Origin of the sequence: Halomonas sp. 3F2F (assembly GCF_014897805.1) — a bacterium.
Lineage (GTDB): Bacteria > Pseudomonadota > Gammaproteobacteria > Pseudomonadales > Halomonadaceae > Vreelandella.
Genome location: NZ_JABUZE010000182.1, coordinates 39,979 through 65,842, shown reverse-complemented (window position 1 = coordinate 65,842; position 25,864 = coordinate 39,979). Strand labels below are relative to the sequence as shown.

The 25,864-nt window shown below is 53.8% G+C and carries 23 protein-coding genes and 4 tRNA genes; 1 reads left to right on the top strand and 26 read right to left on the bottom strand.

The genetic code is table 11. The annotated features are described in order from the left end of the window. Positions 1-4: 4 nt before the first annotated feature. The 26 genes from rpsC to INT21_RS18440 form a co-directional block, all read right to left on the bottom strand. On the bottom strand, positions 5-709 hold the full coding sequence (gene rpsC, locus INT21_RS18565) for a 30S ribosomal protein S3 (RefSeq protein WP_038480389.1): 705 nt from the start codon (positions 707-709) through the stop codon (positions 5-7). Positions 710-720: 11 nt separating this feature from the next. Beyond that, positions 721-1,053, bottom strand: a complete 333-nt coding sequence (gene rplV / locus INT21_RS18560) for a 50S ribosomal protein L22 (RefSeq protein WP_038480386.1) — start codon at positions 1,051-1,053, stop codon at positions 721-723. Positions 1,054-1,071: 18 nt separating this feature from the next. After that, on the bottom strand, positions 1,072-1,347 hold the full coding sequence (rpsS, locus tag INT21_RS18555; RefSeq protein WP_009098993.1) for a 30S ribosomal protein S19: 276 nt from the start codon (positions 1,345-1,347) through the stop codon (positions 1,072-1,074). Between the two features lie 33 nt (positions 1,348-1,380). Beyond that, positions 1,381-2,211: a 50S ribosomal protein L2 gene (rplB, locus tag INT21_RS18550; RefSeq protein ID WP_009723901.1), complete on the bottom strand. Its 831-nt coding sequence runs from the start codon at positions 2,209-2,211 to the stop codon at positions 1,381-1,383. 17 nt (positions 2,212-2,228) lie between these two features. Continuing rightward, positions 2,229-2,525, bottom strand: a complete 297-nt coding sequence (rplW, locus tag INT21_RS18545) for a 50S ribosomal protein L23 (RefSeq protein WP_009723902.1) — start codon at positions 2,523-2,525, stop codon at positions 2,229-2,231. Further along, positions 2,522-3,127, bottom strand: a complete 606-nt coding sequence (gene rplD / locus INT21_RS18540; RefSeq protein ID WP_038480381.1) for a 50S ribosomal protein L4 — start codon at positions 3,125-3,127, stop codon at positions 2,522-2,524. The genes rplW and rplD overlap by 4 nt, the downstream gene beginning before the upstream one ends. 15 nt (positions 3,128-3,142) lie before the next feature. Further along, a complete protein-coding gene (rplC, locus tag INT21_RS18535; RefSeq protein WP_009723904.1) occupies positions 3,143-3,781 on the bottom strand; it encodes a 50S ribosomal protein L3 in 639 nt (212 codons plus the stop codon). Between the two features lie 150 nt (positions 3,782-3,931). Continuing rightward, on the bottom strand, positions 3,932-4,243 hold the full coding sequence (gene rpsJ, locus INT21_RS18530) for a 30S ribosomal protein S10 (RefSeq protein WP_009098983.1): 312 nt from the start codon (positions 4,241-4,243) through the stop codon (positions 3,932-3,934). Between the two features lie 160 nt (positions 4,244-4,403). After that, on the bottom strand, positions 4,404-5,597 hold the full coding sequence (gene tuf, locus INT21_RS18525) for an elongation factor Tu (protein ID WP_089040010.1): 1,194 nt from the start codon (positions 5,595-5,597) through the stop codon (positions 4,404-4,406). Between the two features lie 29 nt (positions 5,598-5,626). Next, positions 5,627-7,750: an elongation factor G gene (gene fusA, locus INT21_RS18520; protein WP_089040011.1), complete on the bottom strand. Its 2,124-nt coding sequence runs from the start codon at positions 7,748-7,750 to the stop codon at positions 5,627-5,629. A 167-nt stretch (positions 7,751-7,917) separates the two neighbouring features. Then, positions 7,918-8,388 (bottom strand): 30S ribosomal protein S7, encoded by a 471-nt coding sequence (gene rpsG / locus INT21_RS18515; RefSeq protein WP_018917738.1) that lies wholly within the window; start codon positions 8,386-8,388, stop codon positions 7,918-7,920. A 141-nt stretch (positions 8,389-8,529) separates the two neighbouring features. Beyond that, entirely contained in the window at positions 8,530-8,904 is a 375-nt protein-coding gene (gene rpsL / locus INT21_RS18510) for a 30S ribosomal protein S12 (RefSeq protein ID WP_009098973.1), read from the bottom strand. A gap of 198 nt (positions 8,905-9,102) precedes the next feature. Continuing rightward, positions 9,103-13,317, bottom strand: a complete 4,215-nt coding sequence (rpoC, locus tag INT21_RS18505; RefSeq protein ID WP_095604371.1) for a DNA-directed RNA polymerase subunit beta' — start codon at positions 13,315-13,317, stop codon at positions 9,103-9,105. Between the two features lie 10 nt (positions 13,318-13,327). Next, positions 13,328-17,404, bottom strand: a complete 4,077-nt coding sequence (rpoB, locus tag INT21_RS18500) for a DNA-directed RNA polymerase subunit beta (protein ID WP_089040013.1) — start codon at positions 17,402-17,404, stop codon at positions 13,328-13,330. Positions 17,405-17,755: 351 nt separating this feature from the next. Further along, a complete protein-coding gene (gene rplL, locus INT21_RS18495) occupies positions 17,756-18,127 on the bottom strand; it encodes a 50S ribosomal protein L7/L12 (protein ID WP_038480362.1) in 372 nt (123 codons plus the stop codon). Positions 18,128-18,239: 112 nt separating this feature from the next. Beyond that, positions 18,240-18,743 carry a 50S ribosomal protein L10 gene (gene rplJ / locus INT21_RS18490; RefSeq protein ID WP_009723910.1) on the bottom strand — a complete coding sequence of 168 codons (504 nt, stop codon included), beginning with the start codon at positions 18,741-18,743 and terminating at the stop codon, positions 18,240-18,242. A gap of 298 nt (positions 18,744-19,041) precedes the next feature. After that, positions 19,042-19,734: a 50S ribosomal protein L1 gene (rplA, locus tag INT21_RS18485; RefSeq protein ID WP_030074217.1), complete on the bottom strand. Its 693-nt coding sequence runs from the start codon at positions 19,732-19,734 to the stop codon at positions 19,042-19,044. 2 nt (positions 19,735-19,736) lie between these two features. Next, positions 19,737-20,168, bottom strand: coding sequence for a 50S ribosomal protein L11 (rplK, locus tag INT21_RS18480; RefSeq protein WP_009098963.1), 432 nt, complete (start codon positions 20,166-20,168; stop codon positions 19,737-19,739). Between the two features lie 123 nt (positions 20,169-20,291). Then, positions 20,292-20,825: a transcription termination/antitermination protein NusG gene (gene nusG, locus INT21_RS18475; protein ID WP_089040014.1), complete on the bottom strand. Its 534-nt coding sequence runs from the start codon at positions 20,823-20,825 to the stop codon at positions 20,292-20,294. Positions 20,826-20,833: 8 nt separating this feature from the next. Further along, positions 20,834-21,217, bottom strand: a complete 384-nt coding sequence (gene secE / locus INT21_RS18470) for a preprotein translocase subunit SecE (RefSeq protein WP_125744928.1) — start codon at positions 21,215-21,217, stop codon at positions 20,834-20,836. Between the two features lie 73 nt (positions 21,218-21,290). Further along, a tRNA-Trp gene (locus tag INT21_RS18465) sits at positions 21,291-21,366 on the bottom strand. Between the two features lie 141 nt (positions 21,367-21,507). Further along, positions 21,508-21,582: transfer RNA gene (locus tag INT21_RS18460), tRNA-Thr, on the bottom strand. A gap of 14 nt (positions 21,583-21,596) precedes the next feature. After that, a tRNA-Gly gene (locus INT21_RS18455) sits at positions 21,597-21,670 on the bottom strand. 105 nt (positions 21,671-21,775) lie between these two features. Next, positions 21,776-21,859: transfer RNA gene (locus INT21_RS18450), tRNA-Tyr, on the bottom strand. A gap of 138 nt (positions 21,860-21,997) precedes the next feature. Then, on the bottom strand, positions 21,998-22,837 hold the full coding sequence (locus tag INT21_RS18445) for a type III pantothenate kinase (protein WP_089040016.1): 840 nt from the start codon (positions 22,835-22,837) through the stop codon (positions 21,998-22,000). Beyond that, positions 22,834-23,817: a biotin--[acetyl-CoA-carboxylase] ligase gene (locus tag INT21_RS18440; RefSeq protein ID WP_120385937.1), complete on the bottom strand. Its 984-nt coding sequence runs from the start codon at positions 23,815-23,817 to the stop codon at positions 22,834-22,836. Before INT21_RS18440 ends, INT21_RS18445 begins: the two co-directional genes overlap by 4 nt. Before the next feature lie 163 nt (positions 23,818-23,980). On the opposite strand from INT21_RS18440, the gene typA reads away from it, so the two are divergent. Further along, positions 23,981-25,807: a translational GTPase TypA gene (typA, locus tag INT21_RS18435; RefSeq protein WP_193061467.1), complete on the top strand. Its 1,827-nt coding sequence runs from the start codon at positions 23,981-23,983 to the stop codon at positions 25,805-25,807. Positions 25,808-25,864 lie beyond the last annotated feature (57 nt).

Here is a 25,864-nt window from a genome sequence, read left to right as displayed (position 1 = left end):
CCCCTTACCTGGAACCTTTCTTCTTGGGCGCGTTGCCGGCAGGCTGCTGTTGCTTAGCCTTGGCACGTACTTCCTCAATACCACCGAGGATTTCACCCTTGAAGATCCACACTTTGACGCCGATGACGCCGTAGGTGGTGTGAGCTTCGTAAGTGGCGTAGTCGATATCCGCACGCAACGTGTGCAACGGAACGCGACCTTCGCGGTACCATTCGGTACGTGCGATTTCGGCACCACCCAGACGACCTGACAGCTGAATCTTAATGCCGCCAGCGCCAAGACGCATTGCGTTCTGTACCGCGCGCTTCATAGCACGACGGAACATTACGCGACGCTCAAGCTGACCCGCTACGTTAGCAGCGACTAGCTTGGCATCCAGCTCCGGCTTGCGAACTTCTTCGATGTTCACATGAACCGGAACACCCATCATCTCGGTTAGATCGCGACGTAAACGGTCGACATCTTCACCTTTTTTGCCAATCACGATACCCGGACGGGCAGTGTGAATGGTGATGCGGGCATTGTTAGCCGGACGCTCGATGTGAATGCGGCTTACGGAAGCGTTCTTTAAACGCTGATCCAGGAAGCTGCGCACTTCGAGATCATTATTGAGCTTATCGGCATAAGCGCCGCGCTCGGCATACCAGACAGAAGCATGGTCTTTGACGATGCCCAGTCGAATGCCTGTTGGATTGACTTTCTGACCCATCTGGTCGACTCCTACTTCTCGGCTACCTTGACGGTGATGTGGCAGGTGCGCTTCAAGATACGATCCGCACGGCCTTTGGCGCGCGGCTTGATACGCTTGAGCGTCACGCCCTCATCGACACAGATGGTCGAGACACGCAGCTCGTCGATGTCCATGCCGTTATTTTCTTCCGCATTCGCGATGGCGGACTGAAGCACTTTCTTGACCAGTTTGGCAGCCTTCTTCGGTGAGAAGGTCAGCAGGTCAATAGCTTCGGCGACCGGTTTACCGCGCACCTGGTCAGCCACCAAACGGGCCTTCTGTGCGGATAAAGCAGCGCCACTCAGCTTAGCTGTGACTTCCATCTCTTAATCCTCTCTGGCTTACCGTTTGGCTTTCTTGTCCGCAGCATGCCCGCGATATGTGCGAGTAGCAGCGAATTCGCCAAGTTTATGACCCACCATTTCCTCGGAGACGTGCACCGGGACATGCTGGCGTCCGTTATGGACCGCAATAGTCAGACCTACCATGTTGGGCAGGATCATCGAACGACGCGACCAAGTCTTGATTGGTTTGCGATCGTTCTTCTCCACTGCAGCCTCTACCTTCTTCAAAAGATGAAGGTCAATGAAGGGACCTTTCTTTAGTGAACGTGGCACAGCCGTTACCTCTTAAGTTCTTGGCAATTTCGATTAACGCGTCTTGTTACGACGACGGATAATCAGCTTGTCGGTGCGCTTGTTCTTACGCGTCTTGTGACCCTTAGTCGGCACACCCCATGGGGATACCGGGTGACGACCACCACTGGTGCGGCCTTCACCACCACCGTGCGGGTGATCCACCGGGTTCATCGCGACACCGCGAACAGTCGGACGCACGCCTCTCCAGCGCTTCGCACCGGCCTTGCCAAGTTGACGCAGGCTGTGCTCGGAGTTGCTCACTTCGCCCAGAGTTGCGCGGCACTCAGCCAACACTTTGCGCATTTCGCCAGAGCGAAGACGTAAGGTGGCGTAGTTACCTTCACGAGCAACCAGCTGAGCGCTAGTACCGGCACTGCGAGCAATCTGCGCGCCTTTACCCGGCTTCAGTTCGATACCGTGAACGGTAGAACCAAGCGGAATATTGCGCAGCGGCAAAGCATTGCCTTTTTTGATGGGCGCGTTCACACCAGATTCCAGCACGTCACCCGCGCTGACACCTTTCGGTGCAATGATGTAACGACGCTCACCATCTGCATATTTCAATAGTGCAATATGCGCACTACGGTTCGGATCGTGCTCAAGACGCTCAACGGTGGCTGGAATGCCATCTTTGGTGCGTTTGAAGTCGATCAACCGGTAGTGCTGACGGTGACCACCGCCCACGTGGCGGGTGGTGATGCGACCGTAGTTGTTACGGCCACCGGACTTGGACTGTTTTTCCAAAAGCGGTGCATAAGCACGGCCTTTGTACAGTTCCTCACCAACGATCTTAACGACGTGGCGACGACCGGCGGATGTGGGTTTGGTCTTGACGATTGCCATTATCCGTACTCCTGCCCTTATTCGGCGCCAGAGAAGTCTTCGAGCGTTTCACCCGCAGCCAGGGTCACATACGCTTTGCGGTAACCCTTACGCAGGCCAACGCCGTGAGCAGTACGCTTAGTTTTCCCCTTCACGTTCAATACTTGAACGCTGCCGACCTTCTTGCCGAATAGTGCTTCAACGGCTTTCTTGATCTCGGGTTTGGTAGCATCAGATGCCACCTTGAAAACGTACTGGTTGCGCTCGGCTGCCATCGCGGCCTTTTCGGTCACGTGCGGTCCAAGCAGAACCTTAAATACGCGCTCCTGGTTCATGCCAGCTTCTCCTCGAATTTACGCAGGGCGGAGACGGTGACCAGAACCTTATCAAAGGCTACTAGGCTCACCGGATCAGCTGCAGCGACATCCACCACGTCAACGTGGGGAAGGTTGCGTGCGGCCAGATAGAGCTTCTCGTCAATTTCTTCGGTGACGATCAACACTTTCTCAAGGTTGAGCTCTTTCAGCTTGGCAGCTACCTGCTTGGTCTTCGGCGCTTCAACGCTAAACTCTTCAACAGCGACAAGACGCTCTTGACGTACGAGTTCAGACAGGATGGAACGCATCGCCGCACGGTACATTTTGCGGTTTACTTTCTGGCTATGGTCCTGAGGACGCGCCGCGAAAGTTACGCCGCCGCTGCGCCATAGCGGAGAGCGGATAGTACCGGCACGTGCACGACCGGTACCCTTCTGACGCCACGGCTTCTTACCACCACCACGTACGTCGGAACGGTTCTTTTGAGCGCGGGTACCTTGACGGCCACCAGCCAAATAGGCGGTTACCACCTGGTGAACCAGCGCTTCGTTGAATTCTTTGCCAAAAGTGGCATCGGCTACTTCAACGGTACCCGTGCCTGCAGCAAGATTCAGATTCATTGGTAATTATCCCCTTCAGCGAGCTTTCACGGCGCTGCGAACGATAACATCGCTACCGGTCGCGCCCGGAACAGCACCTTTGATCAGCAGCAGGTTACGCTCGGCGTCGACACGGACGATCTCAAGGCTCTGCACGGTGCAACGGGCATTACCCATTTGACCGGCCATTTTCTTGCCTTTAAATACGCGACCCGGAGTCTGACACATGCCGATAGAGCCCGGCGCGCGGTGCGACAGGGAGTTACCATGCGTGTTGTCTTGGGTACGGAAATTCCAGCGCTTAACAGCACCCTGGAAGCCTTTACCCTTAGAGGTGCCGGTCACGTCAATCATTTGACCAGCTTCGAAGAGGGATACGGTGAGTTCGCCACCCACTTCCGGAGATTCTTCGCCTTCTGCAAGACGGAATTCCATCAGTGAACGACCAGCCTCAACACCCGCCTTGGCAAACTGACCAGCTTGCGCTTTGGTGAGGTGCTTAGCTTTACGAGAACCTGTGGTGACCTGAACCGCTGCGTAACCGTCAGACTCAAGAGTCTTAACGCGCGTTACACGGTTAGGATCAACTTCAATAACGGTCACGGGCACGGAAGCGCCATCTTCGGTAAAGACACGGGTCATCCCGGCCTTTTTACCGACTAAACCGATAGTCATACTCAGTCTCCTATAGTGTACGGGGCTATCACCCGCTATGGCTGCCCTTTCCAGAGCATTCCACTAGCACATTGTGTGGCGCCTCACGGCGCGGCGGCTGCTGCTCATTCTAAAAATTAATGAGCGCTGGGCCGCAAGTGTCTAGTGTAATTAGTCGAGCTTGATTTGCACGTCTACGCCAGCGGCGAGATCGAGCTTCATCAGCGCATCAACAGTTTTCTCGGTTGGCTCAACAATATCGAGCACACGCTTGTGCGTACGAATCTCATACTGATCACGCGCATCTTTGTTGACGTGCGGTGAAATCAGAATGGTGTAACGCTCGCGGTTGGTCGGCAGCGGGATCGGACCACGAACCTGAGCACCAGTACGCTTAGCGGTTTCAACGATTTCCGCTGTGGACTGATCAATCAGGCGATGGTCGAACGCTTTCAACCGAATGCGAATCTTTTGGTTCTGCATTTGCCCTAAACTCCAATGGATGTCGACGGCGCGAGCCGTCTACCCACGCATTCAAAGGATGCGCATTATAGGCACGCCAAAAGCCCATGTCAAACATTTGCTATTGGTGCGCAGAAAAGGGGGCTCGCAAGAGCCCCCTTGATCAATCAATCAAGCAAGCTTACTTGACGATTTTTGCAACAACGCCAGCACCAACGGTACGACCACCTTCGCGAATTGCGAAGCGCAGACCTTCGTCCATAGCGATTGGAGCAATCAGGGTAACAACCATCTTAACGTTGTCGCCCGGCATTACCATTTCAACACCTTCCGGCAGTTCACAAGTACCCGTTACGTCAGTGGTACGGAAGTAGAACTGGGGACGGTAGCCTTTGAAGAAAGGCGTGTGACGACCACCTTCTTCTTTGGACAATACGTAAACTTCTGCTTCGAAGGTGGTGTGCGGGTTGATGGTGCCCGGCTTAGCCAGAACCTGGCCACGCTCGACGTCATCACGCTTAGTACCACGCAGCAGAGCGCCAACGTTCTCACCTGCACGACCTTCGTCGAGCAGCTTACGGAACATTTCAACACCGGTAACGATGGTTTTAGTGGTGTCGCGGATACCCACGATTTCCACTTCTTCGCCTGCTTTAACGATACCGCGCTCTACACGACCGGTAACGACAGTACCGCGGCCAGAGATAGAGAACACGTCTTCGATCGGCATCAGGAACGGCTGGTCGATAGCACGCTCCGGCTCAGGAATGTACTGATCCAGAGCTTTAATCAGATTCGCAACAGCAGTAGTACCCATGCCGTTCTCATCTTCACCGTTCAGAGCCATCAGCGCAGAACCAGTGATGATCGGCGTGTCGTCACCCGGGAAGTCGTACTCGTCGAGGAGTTCACGAACTTCCATCTCAACCAGCTCAAGCAGCTCTTCGTCATCGACCATGTCCGCTTTGTTCAGGAACACAACGATGAACGGAACGCCAACCTGACGAGACAGCAGGATGTGCTCACGCGTCTGCGGCATCGGGCCATCAGCAGCAGAACATACCAGGATTGCGCCATCCATCTGCGCAGCACCGGTGATCATGTTCTTGACGTAGTCAGCGTGTCCTGGGCAGTCAACGTGCGCATAGTGGCGCTCTTCAGACTGATACTCAACGTGAGACGTAGCGATGGTGATACCGCGCTCGCGCTCTTCAGGAGCGTTATCGATGGTATCAAACTCACGCCAGTCGCCGCCGAAAACCTCAGCAGACACACGGGTTAGGGCCGCTGTCAGGGTCGTTTTACCGTGGTCGACGTGACCGATGGTGCCGACGTTGACGTGCGGTTTGGAACGTTCAAATTTTTCCTTAGCCACTGCTATAACCTCTTTACGTTAGCTAACGGTTAACCGTTTTGATTGATGACGGCTTCAACGACGCTGGAGGGCGCCTCCTCGTACTTCGCGAACTCCATAGAGTAGCTCGCGCGGCCCTGGGTTTGTGAGCGCAAATCGGTTGCATAACCGAACATCTCACCCAGTGGCACCGTTGCACGAATGACTTTACCAGAAGAGGAGTCATCCATACCCTGCACCAGACCGCGACGACGGCTCAGGTCGCCCATGACGTCACCCATAAACTCTTCGGGGGTCACGATTTCGACCTTCATCACCGGCTCCAGCAGCACGGCCTTGGCCTTCCTGGCACCTTCTTTCACTGCCATAGAAGAAGCAATCTTGAACGCAGTCTCGTTAGAGTCCACGTCATGGAAGGAACCATCAAACAGCGTTACTTTAACGTCGATCATCGGGTAACCCGCGATGACACCGTTTTTGAGCTGTTCGTAGGCACCCTTCTCAACCGCAGGCACGTATTCCTTGGGAACCGCACCACCTACGATTTCAGAGTTGAACTTGAAGAACAGTTCGTCTTCGCCTTCACCCTTTTCTGCTGCAGTCAGCGGCTCAATGCGCAGCCAAACGTGACCATACTGACCACGACCACCCGACTGACGCACGAACTTGCCTTCTTGCTCAATGTTGCCGCGAATTGTTTCGCGATAAGCAACCTGAGGCTTACCGATATTGGCTTCAACCTTGAACTCGCGACGCATACGGTCAACAAGGATATCGAGGTGCAGCTCACCCATACCAGAAATAATGGTCTGGCCGGTTTCTTCGTCGGTTTTCACCTGGAAGGAAGGATCTTCCTGGGCAAGTTTACCCAGTGCAACACCCATCTTTTCCTGATCAGCCTTCGACTTCGGCTCAACGGCTACCGAGATAACCGGATCCGGGAACTCCATGCGCTCGAGAACAATTTTGTTATCGATATCGCACAGGGTGTCACCCGTGGTGACGTCTTTCAGACCGATACATGCCGCGATGTCGCCAGCAAGTACTTCCTTGATCTCTTCACGCGAATTGGCATGCATCTGAACGATACGACCAACACGCTCTTTCTTCTGCTTAACGGAGTTATAAACGCCGTCACCAGATTTCAGAACGCCCGAGTAGACGCGAATAAAGGTCAAAGTACCAACGAAGGGGTCGGTAGCGATCTTAAACGCTAACGCTGCAAACGGAGCACTATCATCAGCCTCACGAGTTGCCACGGTACCATCTTTGTCGTCCAACTCACCTTCGATCGCCTTAACTTCAGTCGGCGAAGGCATGTATTCGATAACGCCGTCAAGCACTGCCTGGACACCTTTGTTCTTAAATGCAGAACCACAGGTCACCAGAACAATGTCGTTGGCTAACGTACGCGCACGAAGACCAGCCTTGATCTCTTCAATCGACAGCTCACCGCCTTCCAAGTACTTATCCATCAGCTCTTCAGAGCCTTCGGCAGCGGCTTCAACCATTTGCTCGCGATACGTCTCGGCCGTTTCCTGCAGCTCAGCCGGAATATCAACAAGCTCATAATTCATACCCAGGCTTTCCTCATCCCACAGGATAGCCTTCATCTGAATCAGGTCGATAACGCCTTTAAAGTCTTCCTCTGTGCCCCAGTTAATCTGAATCGGCACAGTATTAGCACCTAAGCGCTCCTTCAACTGGTCAACAACCATGAAGAAATCAGCGCCAGTACGGTCCATCTTATTGACGAAGACCATACGCGGAACTTCGTACTTATCAGCCTGACGCCAGACCGTTTCGGTCTGCGGCTGAACACCGGAGGAGCCGCACAGTACAACAACAGCACCATCAAGAACACGCAAAGAACGCTCGACCTCGATAGTGAAGTCAACGTGCCCCGGGGTGTCGATGATATTAATGCGGTGCTCATCAAACTGGTGACTCATACCTTTCCAGAAGGTAGTAACAGCAGCCGAGGTGATAGTAATACCACGCTCCTGCTCCTGCTCCATCCAGTCGGTAGTCGAGGCACCTTCATGCGTTTCACCCAACTTGTGGTTCAAGCCGGTATAGAAAAGCACGCGCTCAGTCGTCGTGGTTTTACCCGCGTCAACGTGAGCGACGATACCGATATTGCGATAACGATTAAGTGGAGTCTTGCGTGCCACGGTGAAGCTCCCGTTAGTTGGCGATGCTCGTTAATTCAGCAGTGTTCATTTTGTGTATTCCACTGCCGCCATCAACAAGGATAGCGACAGCGTGTTGCAGCATGGCGAAAGAACTCTTTAGCGCAGCACAACCAACAAAACCAAACACAAACTCAGAAACGCCGAGTTTAGAAACGATAGTGAGAGAAGGCCTTGTTGGCTTCTGCCATACGGTGCACATCTTCACGCTTCTTAACAGCCGAGCCTTTGCCTTCAGCGGCATCCAGCATTTCACCTGCCAGGCGCTGAACCATCGTTTTCTCACCGCGGCGACGCGCAGCGTCCACCAACCAGCGCATTGCTAGGGCTTGGCGACGCGAAGGACGAACTTCGACCGGCACCTGATAGGTCGCACCACCAACACGGCGCGACTTTACTTCAACCATCGGCTGGATAGTTTCCAGCGCCTTGTCGAAGATTTCCAGCGGCTCTTCACTACTACGCTCGGCAACCTTGTCCAACGCACCGTAAACGATGCGCTCAGCTATGGACTTCTTGCCGCTGACCATCAGGTGGTTCATGAACTTCGCCAGACGCTCACTTCCGAACTTAGGATCCGGCAGGATTTCGCGTTTAGCTACAACTCTTCTTCTAGGCATGATAAGCCCTCAATTAAGGATCCTTCAGGTAAACCCGGGACCAATTGCGCTATTCGCGCCGCCCGACCTTACTCTTATCAGACCGTCATATTCATATTAAGGTAACAACGCCAGCGTCATAAAACGCCGCAACAAGACGCCTTAGGACTTCGGACGCTTGGTACCGTACTTAGAACGACCCTGCTTACGGTTCTGTACGCCAGAGGTGTCAAGGGCGCCACGAACGGTGTGATAACGCACACCTGGCAAATCCTTTACACGACCACCGCGAATCAGAACAACAGAGTGCTCTTGCAGGTTGTGACCTTCACCACCGATGTAAGAAGACACTTCGAAACCGTTGGTAAGGCGCACACGGCAGACCTTACGAAGGGCCGAGTTCGGCTTCTTAGGGGTAGTAGTATAAACGCGCGTACAAACGCCACGTTTCTGCGGGCATGCCTGTAGCGCAGGTACGTCACTCTTAGTGACGGGGCGCTTACGCGGCTTGCGCACTAGCTGATTAATCGTTGCCATGGTGTTTAGCTGACTCCAATGGTTGCCTGGCCTTTCAACAAATACTAACAGCAGGTGCGGGCGCACCCACCCCACTGTTAAAGGCTGCGCATTCTAAAGGCTGACCCTAGGTGGCGTCAAGTCTTGCTGGCGGTTTAACCAGCAAGACTGCGCCATAAGGGCCAGCGACTCGTTGTTACTCGTTTTCCTTACCGTCGATTACAGCTCATCGTCTGAATCAAGGGCGGTTAACTGAGCACCAAGCTCCTGTTCAACTTCGGTAGCCGAGGGATTGAACAGACGCTCAACGTCTTCGCGCTTGCGACGACGCTCTGCGTGGTGAGTCAGACCGGTACCTGCCGGAATCAGACGTCCAACCACCACGTTTTCTTTCAGGCCGCGTAGATAATCGCGCTTGCCGGTTACCGCTGCCTCGGTCAATACACGTGTCGTTTCCTGGAACGACGCCGCTGAAATGAACGACTCAGTGGCCAAGCTGGCCTTAGTGATACCCAGCAGCAAGCGTTGATACTTGGCCGGGAATTTACCTTCTTTCTCGAGACGCGCATTCTGTTCTAGCACGCGGACGAGTTCAGCTTGGTCGCCAGTAATAAAGTCAGAGTCGCCTGAATCAGAGATCTCTACCTTACGCAGCATCTGGCGAACAATAACTTCGATATGCTTATCGTTGATGCCTACACCCTGGAGGCGGTAAACATCTTGCACTTCGGCGGTGATGTATTTGGCCAGTTCCGCCACGCCCAATAACCGCAGGATATCGTGGGGGTTGCTCGGACCATCCGAGATTACTTCACCCTTCTCAACGGTTTCACCCTCGAAGACAGCGATTTGACGCCATTTCGGGATCAACGCTTCAAACGGGTCGCCAGACTCTGGGGTAATCGTCAAGCGACGCTTACCCTTTGTCTCTTTACCGAAACTGACCACACCACTGATTTCAGCCAAGATTGACGACTCTTTCGGCTTGCGCGCCTCAAACAAGTCGGCAACACGCGGCAGACCACCGGTAATATCTTTGTTACCAGACGCCTCTACCGGAATACGTGCAACAACCTCACCTACACCAATGGTAGCGCCATCATCGACGGAGATAATCGAGTTGCCCGGCAGCAGGTACTGTACCGGCGTATTCGATCCAGACACCGACACGTACTCGCCAGCAGCATCTTTCAGCATCACCATCGGGCGCTTATCGCGGCCTGCCATCGGACGGGCTGCCGACTCGATAACCTCAATAGACGACAGACCAGTCATTTCGTCGACGCTACGGTGCATGGTGACACCTTCGTCAAGGTCGATAAACTGCGCCTTACCTTCTACCTCGGCAATGATCGGGTGAGTGTGCGGATCCCACTTCGCGACAATCGCACCGCCATCGACGACATCACCGTCACGAACAGACAGCTCGGCGCCGTAAGGCAGCTTGTAGTACTCACGCTCGCGGCCATGGTCATCAGCAACAGCAAGTGCACTGGAACGAGAGACAACGACCAACTTACCGTCGGCCCGCTCTACATGCTTGATGTTGTGGAGACGTACTTTACCGCCATGCTTGACCTGAACGCTGTCTACTGCCGATGAACGCGACGCCGCACCACCGATGTGGAACGTACGCATGGTCAGCTGGGTACCCGGCTCACCGATGGACTGTGCGGCGATAACACCGACAGACTCACCAATGTTGACCTGATGGCCACGCGCCAAGTCGCGACCATAACAGGAGGCACACACGCCGTGGGCAGTGTCACAAGTAATGGTAGAACGAACAATGATCTCGTCTACGCCCATGGTGTCTAGCGATGCACACCACTTTTCGTCCAGCAATGTGCCGCGCGGAATAAGCACTTCATCATTACTTGGATCAATAACATCAATCGCAACGACACGACCAAGTACACGCTGAGACAGCGGTACAATGATGTCGCCACCTTCGATGATCGGGTGCAGGGTCAAGCCGTTTTCGGTGCCACAATCGGTCTCAGTGATGACCAAGTCCTGGGCAACGTCAACCAGACGACGGGTCAGGTAACCGGAGTTAGCCGTTTTCAGAGCCGTATCCGCAAGACCTTTACGAGCACCGTGGGTCGAGATGAAGTACTGGAGTACGTTCAGACCTTCACGGAAGTTGGCGACGATCGGCGTTTCGATGATCGAGCCATCCGGCTTAGCCATCAAACCACGCATACCCGCCAACTGACGGATCTGGGCGGCAGAACCACGCGCACCGGAGTCAGCCATGATAAAGACGCTGTTGAACGAGTCTTGCTCAACTTCGTTGCCTTCACGGTCGATGACGGTCTCTTTAGAGATACCTACCATCATCGCCTTGGCAACTTTATCGTTGGCCTTCGACCAGATATCGATGACCTTGTTGTACTTCTCACCGGCGGTTACCAGGCCAGAAGAGAACTGATCTTCGATCTCTTTAACTTCCGCTTCTGCAGCGTCGACAATCTCGGTTTTCGCATCAGGAATAACGAAGTCATTAACACCGATAGAGGCGCCCGACCAGGTTGCCAAACGGAAACCGGTGTACATCAGTTGGTCAGCAAAGATAACCGTCGGCTTCAAGCCCGCACGACGGTATACCTCGTTGATCAAGCTAGAGATCGCCTTTTTCTTCATCGGCTGATCGATTAGCGAGAACGGCACACCTTCCGGCAAAATGCGGAACAGTAGCGCACGGCCAACCGTCGTGTCGTAGATGCGGCGATGGAAACTACGCTCGCCGGTCTCTTCTTCGACATCGACTTCGTCCAGACGCACTTTCACGCGAGCGTGCAGCGATACCGACTGCGTGCCGAACGCGCGCTCCACCTCATTAAGGTCAGAGAACACCATGCCTTCGCCTTTGGCGTTGATCTTTTCGCGGGTCATGTAATACAGACCCAGAACAACGTCTTGCGACGGCACGATAATCGGCTCGCCGTTGGCGGGCGACAGCACGTTATTGGTGGCCATCATCAGCGCACGCGCTTCAAGCTGGGCTTCCAGGGTCAGCGGTACGTGTACCGCCATCTGGTCACCGTCAAAGTCGGCGTTGTAGGCGGCACATACCAGCGGGTGCAGCTGGATCGCTTTACCTTCGATCAACAGCGGCTCAAACGCTTGGATACCAAGACGGTGGAGCGTCGGTGCGCGGTTAAGCAGTACCGGGTGCTCACGGATAACATCGGCAAGGATGTCCCACACCTCGGGCAATTCGCGTTCAACCATCTTCTTGGCAGCTTTGATCGTTGAGGCATAGCCCAGCGACTGCAGCTTGGAGTAGATAAACGGCTTGAACAGCTCAAGCGCCATTTTCTTGGGCAGACCACACTGGTGCAGACGCAGCGTCGGACCAACAGTGATTACCGAACGGCCGGAGTAATCGACGCGCTTACCTAGCAAGTTCTGACGGAAACGACCCTGCTTACCTTTGATCATATCGGCAAGGGATTTCAGCGGACGCTTGTTAGAACCCGTAATGGCACGACCACGACGGCCGTTATCCAACAACGCATCAACCGCTTCTTGCAGCATGCGCTTCTCGTTACGCACGATAATATCCGGCGCATTGAGGTCAAGCAGACGCTTCAGACGGTTGTTACGGTTGATAACGCGACGATAAAGGTCGTTCAGGTCTGAGGTCGCGAAGCGGCCGCCGTCCAGCGGTACCAACGGACGAAGATCCGGCGGCAACACGGGCAGCACTTCCATGACCATCCACGCCGGCGCGTTGCCGGAGTGGTAGAACGCTTCAAGTAGCTTCAAGCGCTTTGAAAGCTTCTTAATCTTAGTTTCAGAGTTAGTCTGCGGAATCTCTTCACGCAGGTGATTAATCTCTTCTTCCAGATCAATATCTTTCAGCAGTTCTTGGACAGCTTCGGCACCCATGCGGGCGTCGAAGTCATCACCGAACTCTTCTAGCGCTTCAAAGTACTGCTCATCGTTGAGTAACTGACCACGCTCCAGCGTGGTCATACCGGGATCGATGACTACAAAGCTTTCGAAGTACAGCACGCGCTCGATATCACGCAGGGTCATATCGAGGAACATGCCGATACGCGACGGCAGTGACTTCAAGAACCAAATGTGAGCCACTGGCGATGCCAGTTCGATGTGGCCCATGCGCTCACGGCGCACGGCAGCCTTGGTGACTTCAACGCCACACTTCTCACAAATGATGCCGCGGTGCTTCATGCGCTTATACTTACCGCACAAACACTCGTAGTCTTTGACTGGGCCGAAAATCTTGGCGCAGAACAGACCATCCCGTTCCGGTTTAAAGGTACGGTAGTTGATGGTCTCGGGCTTCTTCACCTCGCCAAACGACCAGGAGCGAATCATGTCCGGCGACGCCAGGGTAATCTTGATCGCGTCAAACTCTTCGGACTGAGATTGCGATTTGAGTACTTTCACCAAATCTTTCATGGGACGGCTCCTAGCTCTCTAACTCGATATCGATGCCCAGCGAGCGGATTTCCTTCACGAGTACGTTGAAGGATTCCGGCATGCCTGCCTGCATGGTGTGGTCGCCATCCACGATGTTTTTATACATCTTGGTGCGGCCTTCGACGTCGTCCGACTTGACGGTGAGCATCTCTTGCAGCGTATACGCGGCACCGTAAGCTTCCAGCGCCCACACTTCCATCTCACCAAAGCGCTGACCACCGAACTGCGCCTTACCACCCAGCGGCTGCTGAGTCACTAGCGAGTAAGAACCGGTAGAGCGCGCGTGCATCTTGTCGTCTACCAAGTGGTTCAGCTTGAGCATATACATGTAGCCAACGGTCACCGAGCGGTCAAACGCATCGCCAGTACGGCCATCGTACAGCGTCATCTGGCCAGACTCAGGAATGTCAGCAAGCTTCAGCAGGTGTTTGATCTCGTGCTCTTTAGCACCATCGAACACCGGCGTTGCCATAGGCACACCGCCTTTGAGGTTTTTCGCTAGCGCAATGATTTCTTCATCGCTTAACGAATCGATATCCTCAACACGGGTTCCCGGCGTGTTATATATCTGGCCCAGGAAGTCGCGAATTTCAGCAACTTGCTGACCACGGGCATCACGTAACATCGCGTCGATTTTGACACCCAAACCACGGGCAGCCATACCCAAGTGCGTTTCCAGGATCTGACCAACGTTCATCCGCGACGGTACACCCAGCGGGTTCAACACCACATCAACCGGCTCGCCCTTCTCATCGAACGGCATATCTTCGATGGGCATGATCGCCGAGATAACACCTTTGTTACCGTGACGGCCTGCCATCTTGTCGCCAGGCTGAATGCGACGCTTAACCGCCATGTAAACCTTGACGATTTTAAGCACACCCGGTGCGAGGTCATCGCCCTGGGTCAGCTTGCGCTTCTTATCTTCAAAGCGCTCGTCCATCTCTTTACGACGGTTTTCGAGCTGCTCATCGGCCTGGGCCAACAGTTCGTTGTAAGCCTCATCCTGCATGCGCAGCTTGAACCACTGCTGACGCGGTAGCTCGTCGAGGTAAGCCTCATCAAGCACATCGCCTTTCTTCAGGTTCGGGCCGCCATTAACAGCCTGGCCTTCCAACGTACGCTGCAGACGCTCAAAAGTAGCGTCTTCAGCAATACGATAGGTTTCCTGAAGATCTTTACGCACTTCGTCCAGCTGCATCTGTTCGATAGCAAGTGCACGAGAGTCTTTTTCAACGCCGTCACGGGTAAATACCTGGACGTCGATGACAGTACCCTTCATGCCGGTCGGCGCACGCAGCGAGGTATCTTTAACGTCAGATGCTTTCTCACCGAAGATAGCGCGTAGCAGCTTCTCTTCCGGCGTCAGCTGGGTTTCACCTTTCGGTGTTACCTTACCGACCAGAATATCGCCGGGGCCAACTTCAGCACCGATGTAAACAACACCTGCTTCGTCCAATTTACCCAGCGCGGACTCACCAACGTTGGGAATATCGGCGGTGATCTCTTCCGGCCCTAACTTGGTATCGCGAGATACACAGGTCAGTTCCTGAATATGAATCGTGGTAAAGCGGTCTTCTTGAACCACCCGCTCAGACAGCAGGATAGAGTCCTCGAAGTTGTAACCATTCCAGGGCATGAACGCGATGCGCATGTTCTGGCCTAGCGCCAAATCACCCATATCAACAGACGGGCCGTCGGCAAGGATATCGCCACGGGCCACACTGTCGCCAGGCCGCACAATGGGGCGCTGGTTCATACAGGTGTTCTGGTTTGAACGGGTGTACTTGGTCAGGTTGTAGATATCAACACCGGCTTCACCGCCGATAATCTCATCTTCATGCACCCGTACCACGACACGACGTGCGTCAACGGAGTCGATCACACCACCACGACGTGCCACGGCACAAACACCGGAGTCGCGCGCAACGAAACGCTCCATGCCAGTACCTACTAGCGGCTTGTCAGCGCGCAAGGTGGGTACCGCCTGACGCTGCATGTTCGCACCCATCAAGGCACGGTTAGCATCATCGTGCTCCAGGAACGGAATCAGTGCGGCCGCGACCGAAACAACCTGGCGCGGAGACACGTCCATCAAGGTGACCTGCTCAGGACGCATAAACGTGGTTTCACCACGATGACGCACCTGAACCAAGTCGTCACTCAGCCTGTTGGACTCATCCACAGCGGCAGACGCCTGGGCAATAACGAAATCACCCTCTTCGATCGCCGACAGGTGAACGATATCGTCCGTCACTTGACAGGAGTTGACCTTGCGGTACGGCGTTTCGAGGAAGCCGTAGCTGTTGGTGTGACTGTACGTCGCCAACGAGTTGATCAGACCGATGTTCGGGCCTTCCGGCGTTTCGATCGGACACAAGCGACCGTAGTGCGTAGCGTGTACGTCGCGCACTTCGAAACCGGCGCGCTCACGGGTCAAACCACCTGGGCCGAGTGCAGACACACGACGCTTGTGAGTAACCTCAGAAAGCGGGTTGTTCTGATCCATAAACTGGGACAGCTGGCTAGAACCGAAGAACTCTTTCACCGCTGCCGCTACCGGCTTAGCGTTGATCAGATCTTGCGGCATCAGGCCTTCGCTTTCCGCCATGGAAAGACGCTCTTTCACTGCACGCTCTACGCGAACCAAGCCAACGCGGAACTGGTTTTCAGCCATTTCGCCAACACAGCGAATACGGCGGTTACCCAGGTGATCGATATCGTCAACGTCGCCAAAGCCGTTACGGATATTGATCAGCTCGCGCAGAACATCAAGGATGTCTTTGCGATCCAGTACACCAGAGCCCGTGTCGGTATCACGACGCAGGCGGCGGTTGAACTTCATACGACCGACGCCTGACAGGTCGTAGCGATCTTCGCTGAAGAACAAGTTATTAAACAGCGTCTCAGCAGCTTCTTTGGTGGGCGGCTCACCAGGGCGCATCATGCGATAAATTTCGACCAACGCTTCAAGCGCGGAGCCGGTGGCATCCAGCTTAAGCGTATCGGAAATAAACGAACCACAGTCCAGGTCGTTGGTGTAGAGCGTTTCGATGTGGGTGATGCCACCCTGCGCCATACGCTCAAGCACTTCTGGCGTAATTTCGGTATTACACGGACAGATCAGCTCGCCAGTTTTAGTATCGATCTGATCTTTGGCCAACGTTTTACCAAACAGGTACTCCATCGGTATTTCCAGACGCTCCAGGCCGGCTTTTTCAAGCTGACGGATGTGCTTCTGGGTAATACGGCGCCCTTCTTCAACAATGACATTACCTTCGCCATCTTTAATGTCGAAAGTCGCGGTTTCACCGCGCAGGCGTGACGGTACCAGCTCTACGAAGAAGCCAGTTTTTTCAATGCTAAACTTGCTGGTCTCGAAAAACTCTTCAAGGATCTCTTCAGTGCTCATTCCCAGGGCACGCATCAACACCGACGCTGGTAGTTTCCGGCGACGGTCAATACGTACAAAGACGTTGTCTTTAGGATCGAACTCGAAGTCCAGCCAGGAACCACGATAAGGAATCACTCGGGCAGAATAGAGCAGTTTACCAGAGGAGTGACTCTTGCCTTTATCGTGATCGAAGAACACACCGGGCGAACGGTGGAGCTGAGAAACGATAACCCGCTCAGTACCATTGATGACAAAGGTACCATTCTCGGTCATCAGGGGGATTTCCCCCATGTAGACTTCCTGCTCTTTAATATCCTTGATTGCCTTGTTCGAGGAGTCGCGATCATAGATGATCAAGCGAACCTTGACACGCAGCGGGGCGGAATAGGTCACGCCACGCAGCTGACACTCCTTTACATCGAACGCCGGCGTGCCGAAACGGTAGCTGACATACTCCAGCGCCGCATTCCCAGAGAAGCTTTCAATCGGAAACACGGACTTAAACGCCGCGTGCAGACCAATCTCGTGGCGCTCGTCGGGCGAACGATCCTGCTGGAGAAAGTCGTAGTAGGAATCAAGCTGGATGGCCAGCAAGTAAGGCACATCCATCACTTGGGGCAGTTTGCCGAAATCCTTGCGGATGCGTTTTTTCTCAGTATATGAGTAAGCCATCTGTATTCCCCAGCTTGTTCACCATGGGTGACCGATGCGTGGTCATCTGCCCCGCGGGCGTTTCAGACGCAGACAGCAAGCTCCTAAATCGGTAGCTCGCCGTCAAAAATCTTGATAGATAACAGTGTTACAGTAGTGCTGCTAGCGCTTCGTTATCACTCGCGCTTCACAACTTACGCTTCACAACTTACGCTTCACAACAACGGTCTTACTGTTTTGCTGCTTCTTACCGCAGCCTTCCTGCTGTAATGCTGCCGAGCAACATGATACAACAGAAAAAGGCCGGCAGCGGGATAAGCCCGCCGCCAGCCGTGGAAGCTTACGCAGCGCGTAAAGCCGTCAGCACAAGAATTACTTGAGCTCGACGCTTGCGCCCGCTTCTTCCAGCTTGGTTTTAGCTGCTTCAGCGTCTTCTTTAGACATTGCTTCTTTGATGGTAGCCGGCGCGCCATCAACTGCACCTTTGGCTTCTTTCAGGCCAAGACCAGTGATTTCACGAACTGCTTTGATGACGTTAACTTTCTTGTCACCAGCAGAGGTCAGTACCAGATCAAATTCAGTCTGTTCTTCAGCAGCTGCTTCGCCGCCGCCAGCCGGACCAGCCATTACGGCTGCTGCAGCAGAAACGCCGAATTTCTCTTCCATTGCTTCGATCAGCTCGACAACTTCCATTACGGACATGTCGGCTACAGCATTGATGATATCGTCTTTGGTCAGTGCCATTGTCTCATTCCTAACTTTGCGGGAGCCTCGGTCTACCGAGTGCTCAGGATTCATTGCATGGTTCAAGCAGCGCCCTGCTTATGCAGCGCAGACTGCTTGCAAAAAGGCCTGCTTATGCAGCTTCTTCTTGCTTCTGGTCGCGCAGAGCGGCCAGAGTACGAACCAGCTTGCCAGCGGAGGCTTCTTTCATTACCGACATCAACTTGGCAATTGCTTCGTCGTAAGTCGGTAGGGTTGCCAGACGATCGATGTCAGCAGCCGGAATCAGCTCACCTTCGTAGGCCAGCGCCTTCACTTCGAAGTTCTGATCTTGCTTCGCGAACTCTTTGAACAAACGAGCGGCAGCGCCCGGGTGCTCAGTAGAGAAAGCCAGCAGAGTAGGACCAACAAAGCTCTCGTTCAGGCACTCCCACTGAGTACCTTCGAGGGCGCGGCGTGCCAGAGTGTTGCGAACAACACGCAGCTGGACGCCATTCTCACGCGCTTGCTTACGCAGGTCGGTCATTTTACCGACTGTAACGCCGCGAGAATCGGCAACTACGACGGAGAGTGCGCCCTTGGCCGCTTCACTGACCTCGGCAACAATCGCTTTCTTGCCTTCAAGTGCTAGTGGCACAGTGATCACTCCTTCGTGCCGGAACCCACAACAGGCTCCGGTGGTTACCATCTCTTCCAGACGATAAATAAATAACGCTGGAAGCCTTGGGGGATGGTGCTCACCAGAAAGCGGTTTGGCTAAAAACCTCAACCAACTGGCGGCCACACCATCTGCGCAGGCGCTTTAAGGGCGATTAAGCCGCACCTCTAAAAGATGCGGCACCTGCGGTCTTTGACGATGCCCTGCCTGGCTTACGCATTAACAGGGGACCGCAAAGTTCTTGCTCGGTTCTTACAAAAATCTTACGACTACCTGCTTATACCAACGCAGAGTGGTCGATAGTCAAGCCTGGGCCCATGGTAGTGGACAGGGTGACTTTCTTAAAGTAGATACCTTTAGAAGAGCTCGGCTTGAGCCTCTTAAGGTCAGCAACCAGCGCTTCCAGGTTACCCAGAACAGCGGATGCTTCAAAATCAGCTTTACCCAACGTTGTGTGGATAATGCCATTTTTGTCGGTACGGAAACGCACCTGGCCTGCCTTAGCATTTTTAACCGCAGTGGCAACGTCAGGTGTAACGGTACCAACTTTCGGGTTAGGCATCAGGCCGCGCGGACCAAGAATCTGACCCAGCTGACCGACAACACGCATAGCATCGGGAGAGGCAATCACGACGTCAAAATCCATCACGCCTTTTTTGACTTGCTCAGCCAAATCTTCCATACCTACGATGTCAGCGCCTGCTTCTTTAGCAGCATCGGCGTTAGCACCCTGGGTGAAGACCGCTACGCGTACGTCTTTGCCAGTACCGTTAGGCATGACAGTAGCGCCACGTACAACTTGGTCAGATTTACGCGGATCAACACCAAGATTGATCGCCACATCCAAGGACTCTTTGAATTTAACGGTGGACAGCTCAGCGAGCAGCGCAACCGCTTCTTCAAGAGAGTAAGCTTTGTTCGGGTCTACTTTCTCGCGAATAACTTTCGCGCGCTTAGTTAGTTTAGCCATGATCAGAGACCCTCCACGTTTAGGCCCATGCTACGAGCGCTGCCAGCGATGGTGCGCACCGCGGCATCGAGATCAGAAGCCGTCATATCGGGCTCTTTGGTCTTAGCGATCTCTTCGAGCTGTTCACGCGTAACGGTACCAACTTTCTTCTTGTTCGGCTCACCAGAACCAGACTTGATGCCCGCTGCTTTTTTCAGCAGTACGGCAGCAGGCGGCGTCTTGGTGACGAACGTGAAGCTACGGTCAGAGTAAACGGTGATCACGACAGGCGTCGGCAGACCTGGCTCAATTTCTTGAGTAGCCGCGTTGAACGCCTTACAGAATTCCATGATGTTCACGCCGTGCTGACCCAGCGCGGGGCCGACGGGCGGACTAGGATTGGCTTTACCTGCAGCAACCTGCAGCTTGATATAAGCCTGTACTTTCTTGGCCATGCTAAATACTCCAGTTGGGTGATAGCGCCTTACGGCTCCCCGGTACACATAAAGCAGCGCTTAGCTGCTTCACATAATGCAAGGATGGCGTGCAATGCACACCATCCCGCTACTTAATTAAACTCACTCTTTCTCTACCTGAGAGAACTCAAGTTCCACAGGCGTTGCCCGCCCGAAGATCAGCACGCTGACCTGCAAACGGCTCTTGTCATAGTTCACTTCTTCAACGACGCCGTTAAAGTCAGCAAACGGACCATCAATAACGCGAACCGACTGACCCGGCTCAAACATGGTTTTGGGCCGCGGCTTATCAGTACCGTCTTTCACGCGACGCAAAATAGCATCGGCTTCACGCGAAGTAATAGGTGCAGGCTTCTCTTTCGTGCCACCAATAAACCCCATTACACGCGGAGTTTCATTGACGAGATGCCAGGTTTCATCGGCCATTTCCATCTCGACCAGCACGTAGCCTGGATAGAATTTGCGCTCACTCTTACGGCGCTTTCCGTCACGCACTTCAACGACTTCTTCCGTCGGCACGAGAATTTCGCCAAAGCGATCTTCCATGCCATACATTTTCACGCGCTCGATAAGCGAACGCATGACATGCTTTTCAAAGCCGGAATAAGCGTGGACGACATACCAACGTTTGGACATGAAAGCTCCTAACCAATGACGCCGGACATCGCCCAGCCAAGAAGAGTATCAATCAACCACAGCATCAAACCCACCACCACAACAGCCGCCAGCACAATGGCTGTGGTCTGAATGGTTTCGGGGCGAGTCGGCCATACAACGCGCTGTATCTCTTTCTTGGCGCTGACGGCAAGCTCTACTAAATCGCGACCTTTAGCAGTGGTCAGCGCGATCAAACCCGCAATCACACACAACACCACCACACCTAATACGCGGTAGAGCAGGCCAATATCAGCGAAATAGGTATTACCAACAACTGCAACAACAAGCAGCGCCACAACCGCCGCCCACTTGAGCCCGTCATGGCGCGACTGTTGCACCTCTTCGCCATGTTTTACGGAACTAGGCTTCATAAAAACGAGACTCCCAAGGGTGCAGCGAGCGACAAAGGAATTCTAGAAAAAGACATACCAACCTGGGGAAGGCTGGCAGGCCAGGAGGGAATCGAACCCCCAACCTGCGGTTTTGGAGACCGCTGCTCTGCCAATTGAGCTACTGGCCTGTATCGTCATGTGCGCAAACAAATGCCTACGCAACAGCGGGCGCCATAATAGCGGATAACTTTCCGCCTGACAACCCTCAACACTTATCAAACTGACAAGTGAAAACAAAAAAAGCGAGCTTGGCTCGCTTTTATGCAATATGGAGCTCATGGACGGAATTGAACCGTCGACCTCACCCTTACCAAGGGTGTGCTCTACCCCTGAGCTACATGAGCTAAATACATCAAACTGGAGCGGGCGGCGGGAATCGAACCCGCACCATCAGCTTGGAAGGCTGAGGTTCTACCATTGAACTACGCCCGCCGAACTTGCCTATGGAATGACAACCCGTTGCACGAGATACAGTAGCTAAGCCCGCTTACCGGCCTTTCATTCCCAAGCAACGACTCAGTCACTGCTCGATAAAACTGGTGGAGAGGGAAGGATTCGAACCTTCGAAGCTTTCGCGGCAGATTTACAGTCTGCTCCCTTTGGCCACTCGGGAACCTCTCCAGCTGTGGCGGCACATTATGCCAGCCTCCAAAGCCATGTCAAGCTTACAAACTCTTTATTTATCAAAGCTTGTGAACTTACCAACACTTGCGCACTAATATTTAAAGTGGCTTATGCCTTGGAACGCGCTGCATTCTGTCAAAGCAGCATTGAGAATGCAAGACCTGCGCGAATTTTTTCTAACGAAACAGGCTCAGGCACCCCTGGTGCGCCTGACATTTTTCCAGCACGCTCCGCAAAGGTCAGCGGAAAGCAGGCTTCCAGCCCACCGTAGACCATATCCGGCCATACCGCATGGGGCACTTGAACACCACGGGAAACCACTCTGGCATCACCACCCGTCAACAGCACTGGCAATGCAATCCCCTGCTGATCGCAGACTTCACTGTAAATTCTATTAATCGCACTGACCGCCGCCATATAGATACCGTGATTGACAGCATCTACCGTGCGCCTCCCCGGCTCCAATAACGCATCAGCTTCACTTTCTGGATCAATGGCTACGTTGCGGGTGCCTAATTTAAGGCTCTCTTTCATTAATCGTAACCCGGGGACGATAAATCCGCCGAGATGGACACCACCCGGCAATACAAAATCAATGGTGATCGCACTACCACAATCGACTGCACAGCAACCGCCCGCCAATTGGTAGCCTGCCAGCGCCCCCATCCAACGATCGACGCCCAGTCGCCCAGGCTCTTCATACCCGTTGACAACACCCAGTGCTTCAGGAGTTGAGCGTGCAACATACACTTGGCGCACTTGGCGACGCAGCAAGGCAACGGTCTCCTCCAGCACGGCAGCTCTAGCGACACTGGAAATGCGCACCGCCTCGACGACATCAAGATTCGGAATATCTGACCCAGGCCGCCACTCCTCCCGTGTCCACACAGCACCTCGTGAACGTATTTCACTACTTTCGGCATCTTTTAAACGCCATTTCGATAGCGTATTGCCGATATCCAAATCCAAAATCATAGGCGCCTGCGTACACTGATCTCACCGCCGGACAGGCGTCGCGAGTGATCATTTTCGGTAACCCAAAGATTACCACTCTCATCTACCTCTCTAGCCACTGCATCACTTGAGCGCTCACCCTGAATAATACGGATCGGCAACCCTGCATAGGCATGGCGACTATTCCATTCATCTCGCCAAGGGGCAAACCCTTCGCTTTCGAAACCTGCCAGCATATCCAATAGCTCAGACACCATATCCGCGGCTAACTGATTGCGCGAAATACCCGCTTTTGCATCAAACAGCGCTGCCACAGGCTGATCAATAGCGGCACGCAAGCTATCGGGTAGCGATAGATTCATACCAATGCCAATGACCACTTCACATGGGCCCGCTGCATCCCCAGTGACTTCAATCAAAATACCGGCCAGCTTGCCAAGCTCACTACCTTTCTCTGCCAGCAGTATATCGTTAGGCCATTTTAATTTTGGTGAAACCCCATACTGCTCCAGCACTTGCGCAACCACCACGCCAACCGCAAGACTCAACCCCTCCAGCGCATTAACTCCTGATTCAAAACGCCAGCCAAGCGAGAGCATCAAGCTTTGCCCCCAAGGCGTAGACCATACGCGCCCGCGACGGCCACGACCTGCGGTTTGTAGCTCAGCGAAGCATACCTCACCGTGCCCGGCCCCCTGCGCAAAGCGTTCGCGCACATATTCATTGCTCGATGGCAACTGGTCTTCAATGAATAGTCTGGTTAAGAGGTGGCGAGCACTAGCGGGCAAACGCTCTACAATTTTTGCCCCATCAAGCGGCTCTAGCGGATAGGCAAGTCGATACCCTCGACCTTTCACAGCCACCAATTCAACGCCCAGTGCGTCTAACTTTTTTAGTTGTTTCCATACGGCGGCTCGAGAAACGCCCAGCGCTTCACCTAATTGTTCACCGGAATGAACCTCGCCATCGCTCAACAAACGCATCAGGTTACCGATGGTCATGTGCTTGCCCCAACTGGGAAAACGCCTATCTTAACGGAAGCACCGCTGGAGCGAAAACTGCCATGTTTAGGTTATTGACTTGCACCTTTATTTAAGACAGCACTGGTAGTGGACCGCGCCCAGACCCTATAATGCCGCCCTATTTTTCTAGCAGGATCGCGTCGTGATCGAGAATCTTCGCAACATTGCCATCATCGCCCACGTTGACCACGGTAAAACTACCTTGGTAGACAAGCTGTTAAGCCAGTCCGGAACGCTCGACCGCAAGGCCGAAGGCCAAGAGCGCATCATGGACTCCAATGACCAGGAAAAAGAGCGCGGTATTACCATCCTGGCCAAAAACACTGCTATTCAGTGGCAAGATGGCAATGGTAAGGATTACCACATCAACATCGTGGACACCCCTGGACACGCCGACTTTGGTGGCGAAGTTGAGCGGGTTATGTCCATGGTGGACTCGGTACTGCTTCTGGTAGACGCGGTTGACGGCCCTATGCCGCAGACTCGCTTCGTTACCCAGAAAGCATTTGCCCAGGGTCTGAAGCCGATCGTCGTCGTCAATAAAATTGACCGCCCTGGCGCACGCCCGGACTGGGTTATCGACCAGATCTTTGATCTGTTTGACAACCTAGGGGCTTCTGATGACCAGCTCGACTTCCCGATTATCTACTGCTCGGCGCTAAACGGCATTGCTGGCATGGACCCTGAAGAGCTGGCCGACAACATGGATCCCATGTTCCAGGCGATTGTCGATATCGTTGAGCCGCCCGCGGTTGAAATCGATGGTCCATTCCAGATGCAAATCTCCGCACTGGATTACAACAGCTACGTTGGCGTTATCGGCCTTGGCCGCATCAAGCGTGGCTCGGTGAAGCCTAACCAGCAAATCTCGGTCATCAGCGTTGATGGCTCTACCCGTAAGGGTAAGATCGGCCAGGTCATGACTCATATGGGTCTTGAGCGCGTCCAGACAACGGAAGCGACAGCAGGTGATATCGTCTGCGTTACTGGCATTGAAGATCTATCAATTTCTGACACGCTGTGCGATCCGAGCGCCGTTGAAGCGCTGCCGCCGCTGTCTGTTGACGAGCCGACCGTTTCGATGACGTTCCAGGTCAATGACTCACCGTTCGCCGGAAAAGAAGGTAAGTTCGTCACCAGCCGTAATATTAAAGATCGCCTGGAACAAGAGCTTATCCACAACGTGGCGCTACGCGTTGAGCAGGGCGAAACCCCTGAGAAGTTCAAGGTTTCTGGCCGTGGTGAGCTTCACTTATCAGTGTTGATTGAAACCATGCGTCGCGAAGGCTTCGAGCTGGCGGTTGGCCGCCCAGAAGTCATCATTAAAGAGATCGACGGCGTTAAGCAAGAGCCCTACGAAGAAGTCATCATCGACTGTGAAGAGCAGCATCAAGGCTCGATCATGGAAGAGCTTGGCTACCGCAAGGGTGAAATGACCAATATGAACCCCGATGGTAAGGGCCGTGTGCGTCTCGACTTCATCATCCCGGCGCGCGGTTTGATTGGTTTCCGTGGTCAATTCTTAACCTTGACCTCCGGCACCGGCATCCTGACCAGCCGCTTTGATCACTACGGCCCGCTAAAGCCCGATGCTTCCATCGAGCGTCGCAATGGCGTACTGGTCTCAATGGTTGGCGGCAAAGCCCTTGCTTATGCACTCTACGCCCTGCAAGAGCGCGGCAAGCTGATTATCGATCACGCCACTGAAGTATACGAAGGTATGCTGATTGGTATTAATAATCGTGCCAATGACATGGTCGTTAACCCGACCAAAGGTAAGAAACTCGATAACATGCGCTCAACGGGTAACGATGAAAACATCGTGTTGACGCCGCCGATCAAGTTTACTCTTGAGCAGGCTATCGAATTCTTGGATTCCGATGAACTGGTTGAAGTTACTCCCAGCCATATTCGTCTACGCAAGAAGCACCTGACCGAAAACGAGCGCAAGCGTGCTAGCAAGAAGTAAGCTCTCACCAGTCCATGCTCGATAGTAAGTACCCCAAAGCCCGCCATGTGCGGGCTT

Excerpts from the sequence above, each read along its gene's own strand:
- rplV (WP_038480386.1), bottom strand. The coding sequence starts at position 1,053 with ATGGAAGTCACAGCTAAGCTGAGTGGCGCTGCTTTATCCGCACAGAAG.
- nusG (WP_089040014.1), bottom strand. The coding sequence starts at position 20,825 with ATGTCCAAACGTTGGTATGTCGTCCACGCTTATTCCGGCTTTGAAAAG.
- rplL (WP_038480362.1), bottom strand. The coding sequence starts at position 18,127 with ATGGCACTGACCAAAGACGATATCATCAATGCTGTAGCCGACATGTCC.
- secE (WP_125744928.1), bottom strand. The coding sequence starts at position 21,217 with ATGAAGCCTAGTTCCGTAAAACATGGCGAAGAGGTGCAACAGTCGCGC.
- rplW (WP_009723902.1), bottom strand. The coding sequence starts at position 2,525 with ATGAACCAGGAGCGCGTATTTAAGGTTCTGCTTGGACCGCACGTGACC.
- rplA (WP_030074217.1), bottom strand. The coding sequence starts at position 19,734 with ATGGCTAAACTAACTAAGCGCGCGAAAGTTATTCGCGAGAAAGTAGAC.
- INT21_RS18445 (WP_089040016.1), bottom strand. The coding sequence starts at position 22,837 with ATGATTTTGGATTTGGATATCGGCAATACGCTATCGAAATGGCGTTTA.
- INT21_RS18440 (WP_120385937.1), bottom strand. The coding sequence starts at position 23,817 with ATGACCATCGGTAACCTGATGCGTTTGTTGAGCGATGGCGAGGTTCAT.
- rpsC (WP_038480389.1), bottom strand. The coding sequence starts at position 709 with ATGGGTCAGAAAGTCAATCCAACAGGCATTCGACTGGGCATCGTCAAA.
- rpoC (WP_095604371.1), bottom strand. The coding sequence starts at position 13,317 with ATGAAAGATTTGGTGAAAGTACTCAAATCGCAATCTCAGTCCGAAGAG.
- rplC (WP_009723904.1), bottom strand. The coding sequence starts at position 3,781 with ATGACTATCGGTTTAGTCGGTAAAAAGGCCGGGATGACCCGTGTCTTT.
- rpsJ (WP_009098983.1), bottom strand. The coding sequence starts at position 4,243 with ATGCAGAACCAAAAGATTCGCATTCGGTTGAAAGCGTTCGACCATCGC.
- rplD (WP_038480381.1), bottom strand. The coding sequence starts at position 3,127 with ATGAATCTGAATCTTGCTGCAGGCACGGGTACCGTTGAAGTAGCCGAT.
- rplK (WP_009098963.1), bottom strand. The coding sequence starts at position 20,168 with ATGGCCAAGAAAGTACAGGCTTATATCAAGCTGCAGGTTGCTGCAGGT.
- rpsG (WP_018917738.1), bottom strand. The coding sequence starts at position 8,388 with ATGCCTAGAAGAAGAGTTGTAGCTAAACGCGAAATCCTGCCGGATCCT.
- rpoB (WP_089040013.1), bottom strand. The coding sequence starts at position 17,404 with ATGGCTTACTCATATACTGAGAAAAAACGCATCCGCAAGGATTTCGGC.
- rpsL (WP_009098973.1), bottom strand. The coding sequence starts at position 8,904 with ATGGCAACGATTAATCAGCTAGTGCGCAAGCCGCGTAAGCGCCCCGTC.
- rplB (WP_009723901.1), bottom strand. The coding sequence starts at position 2,211 with ATGGCAATCGTCAAGACCAAACCCACATCCGCCGGTCGTCGCCACGTC.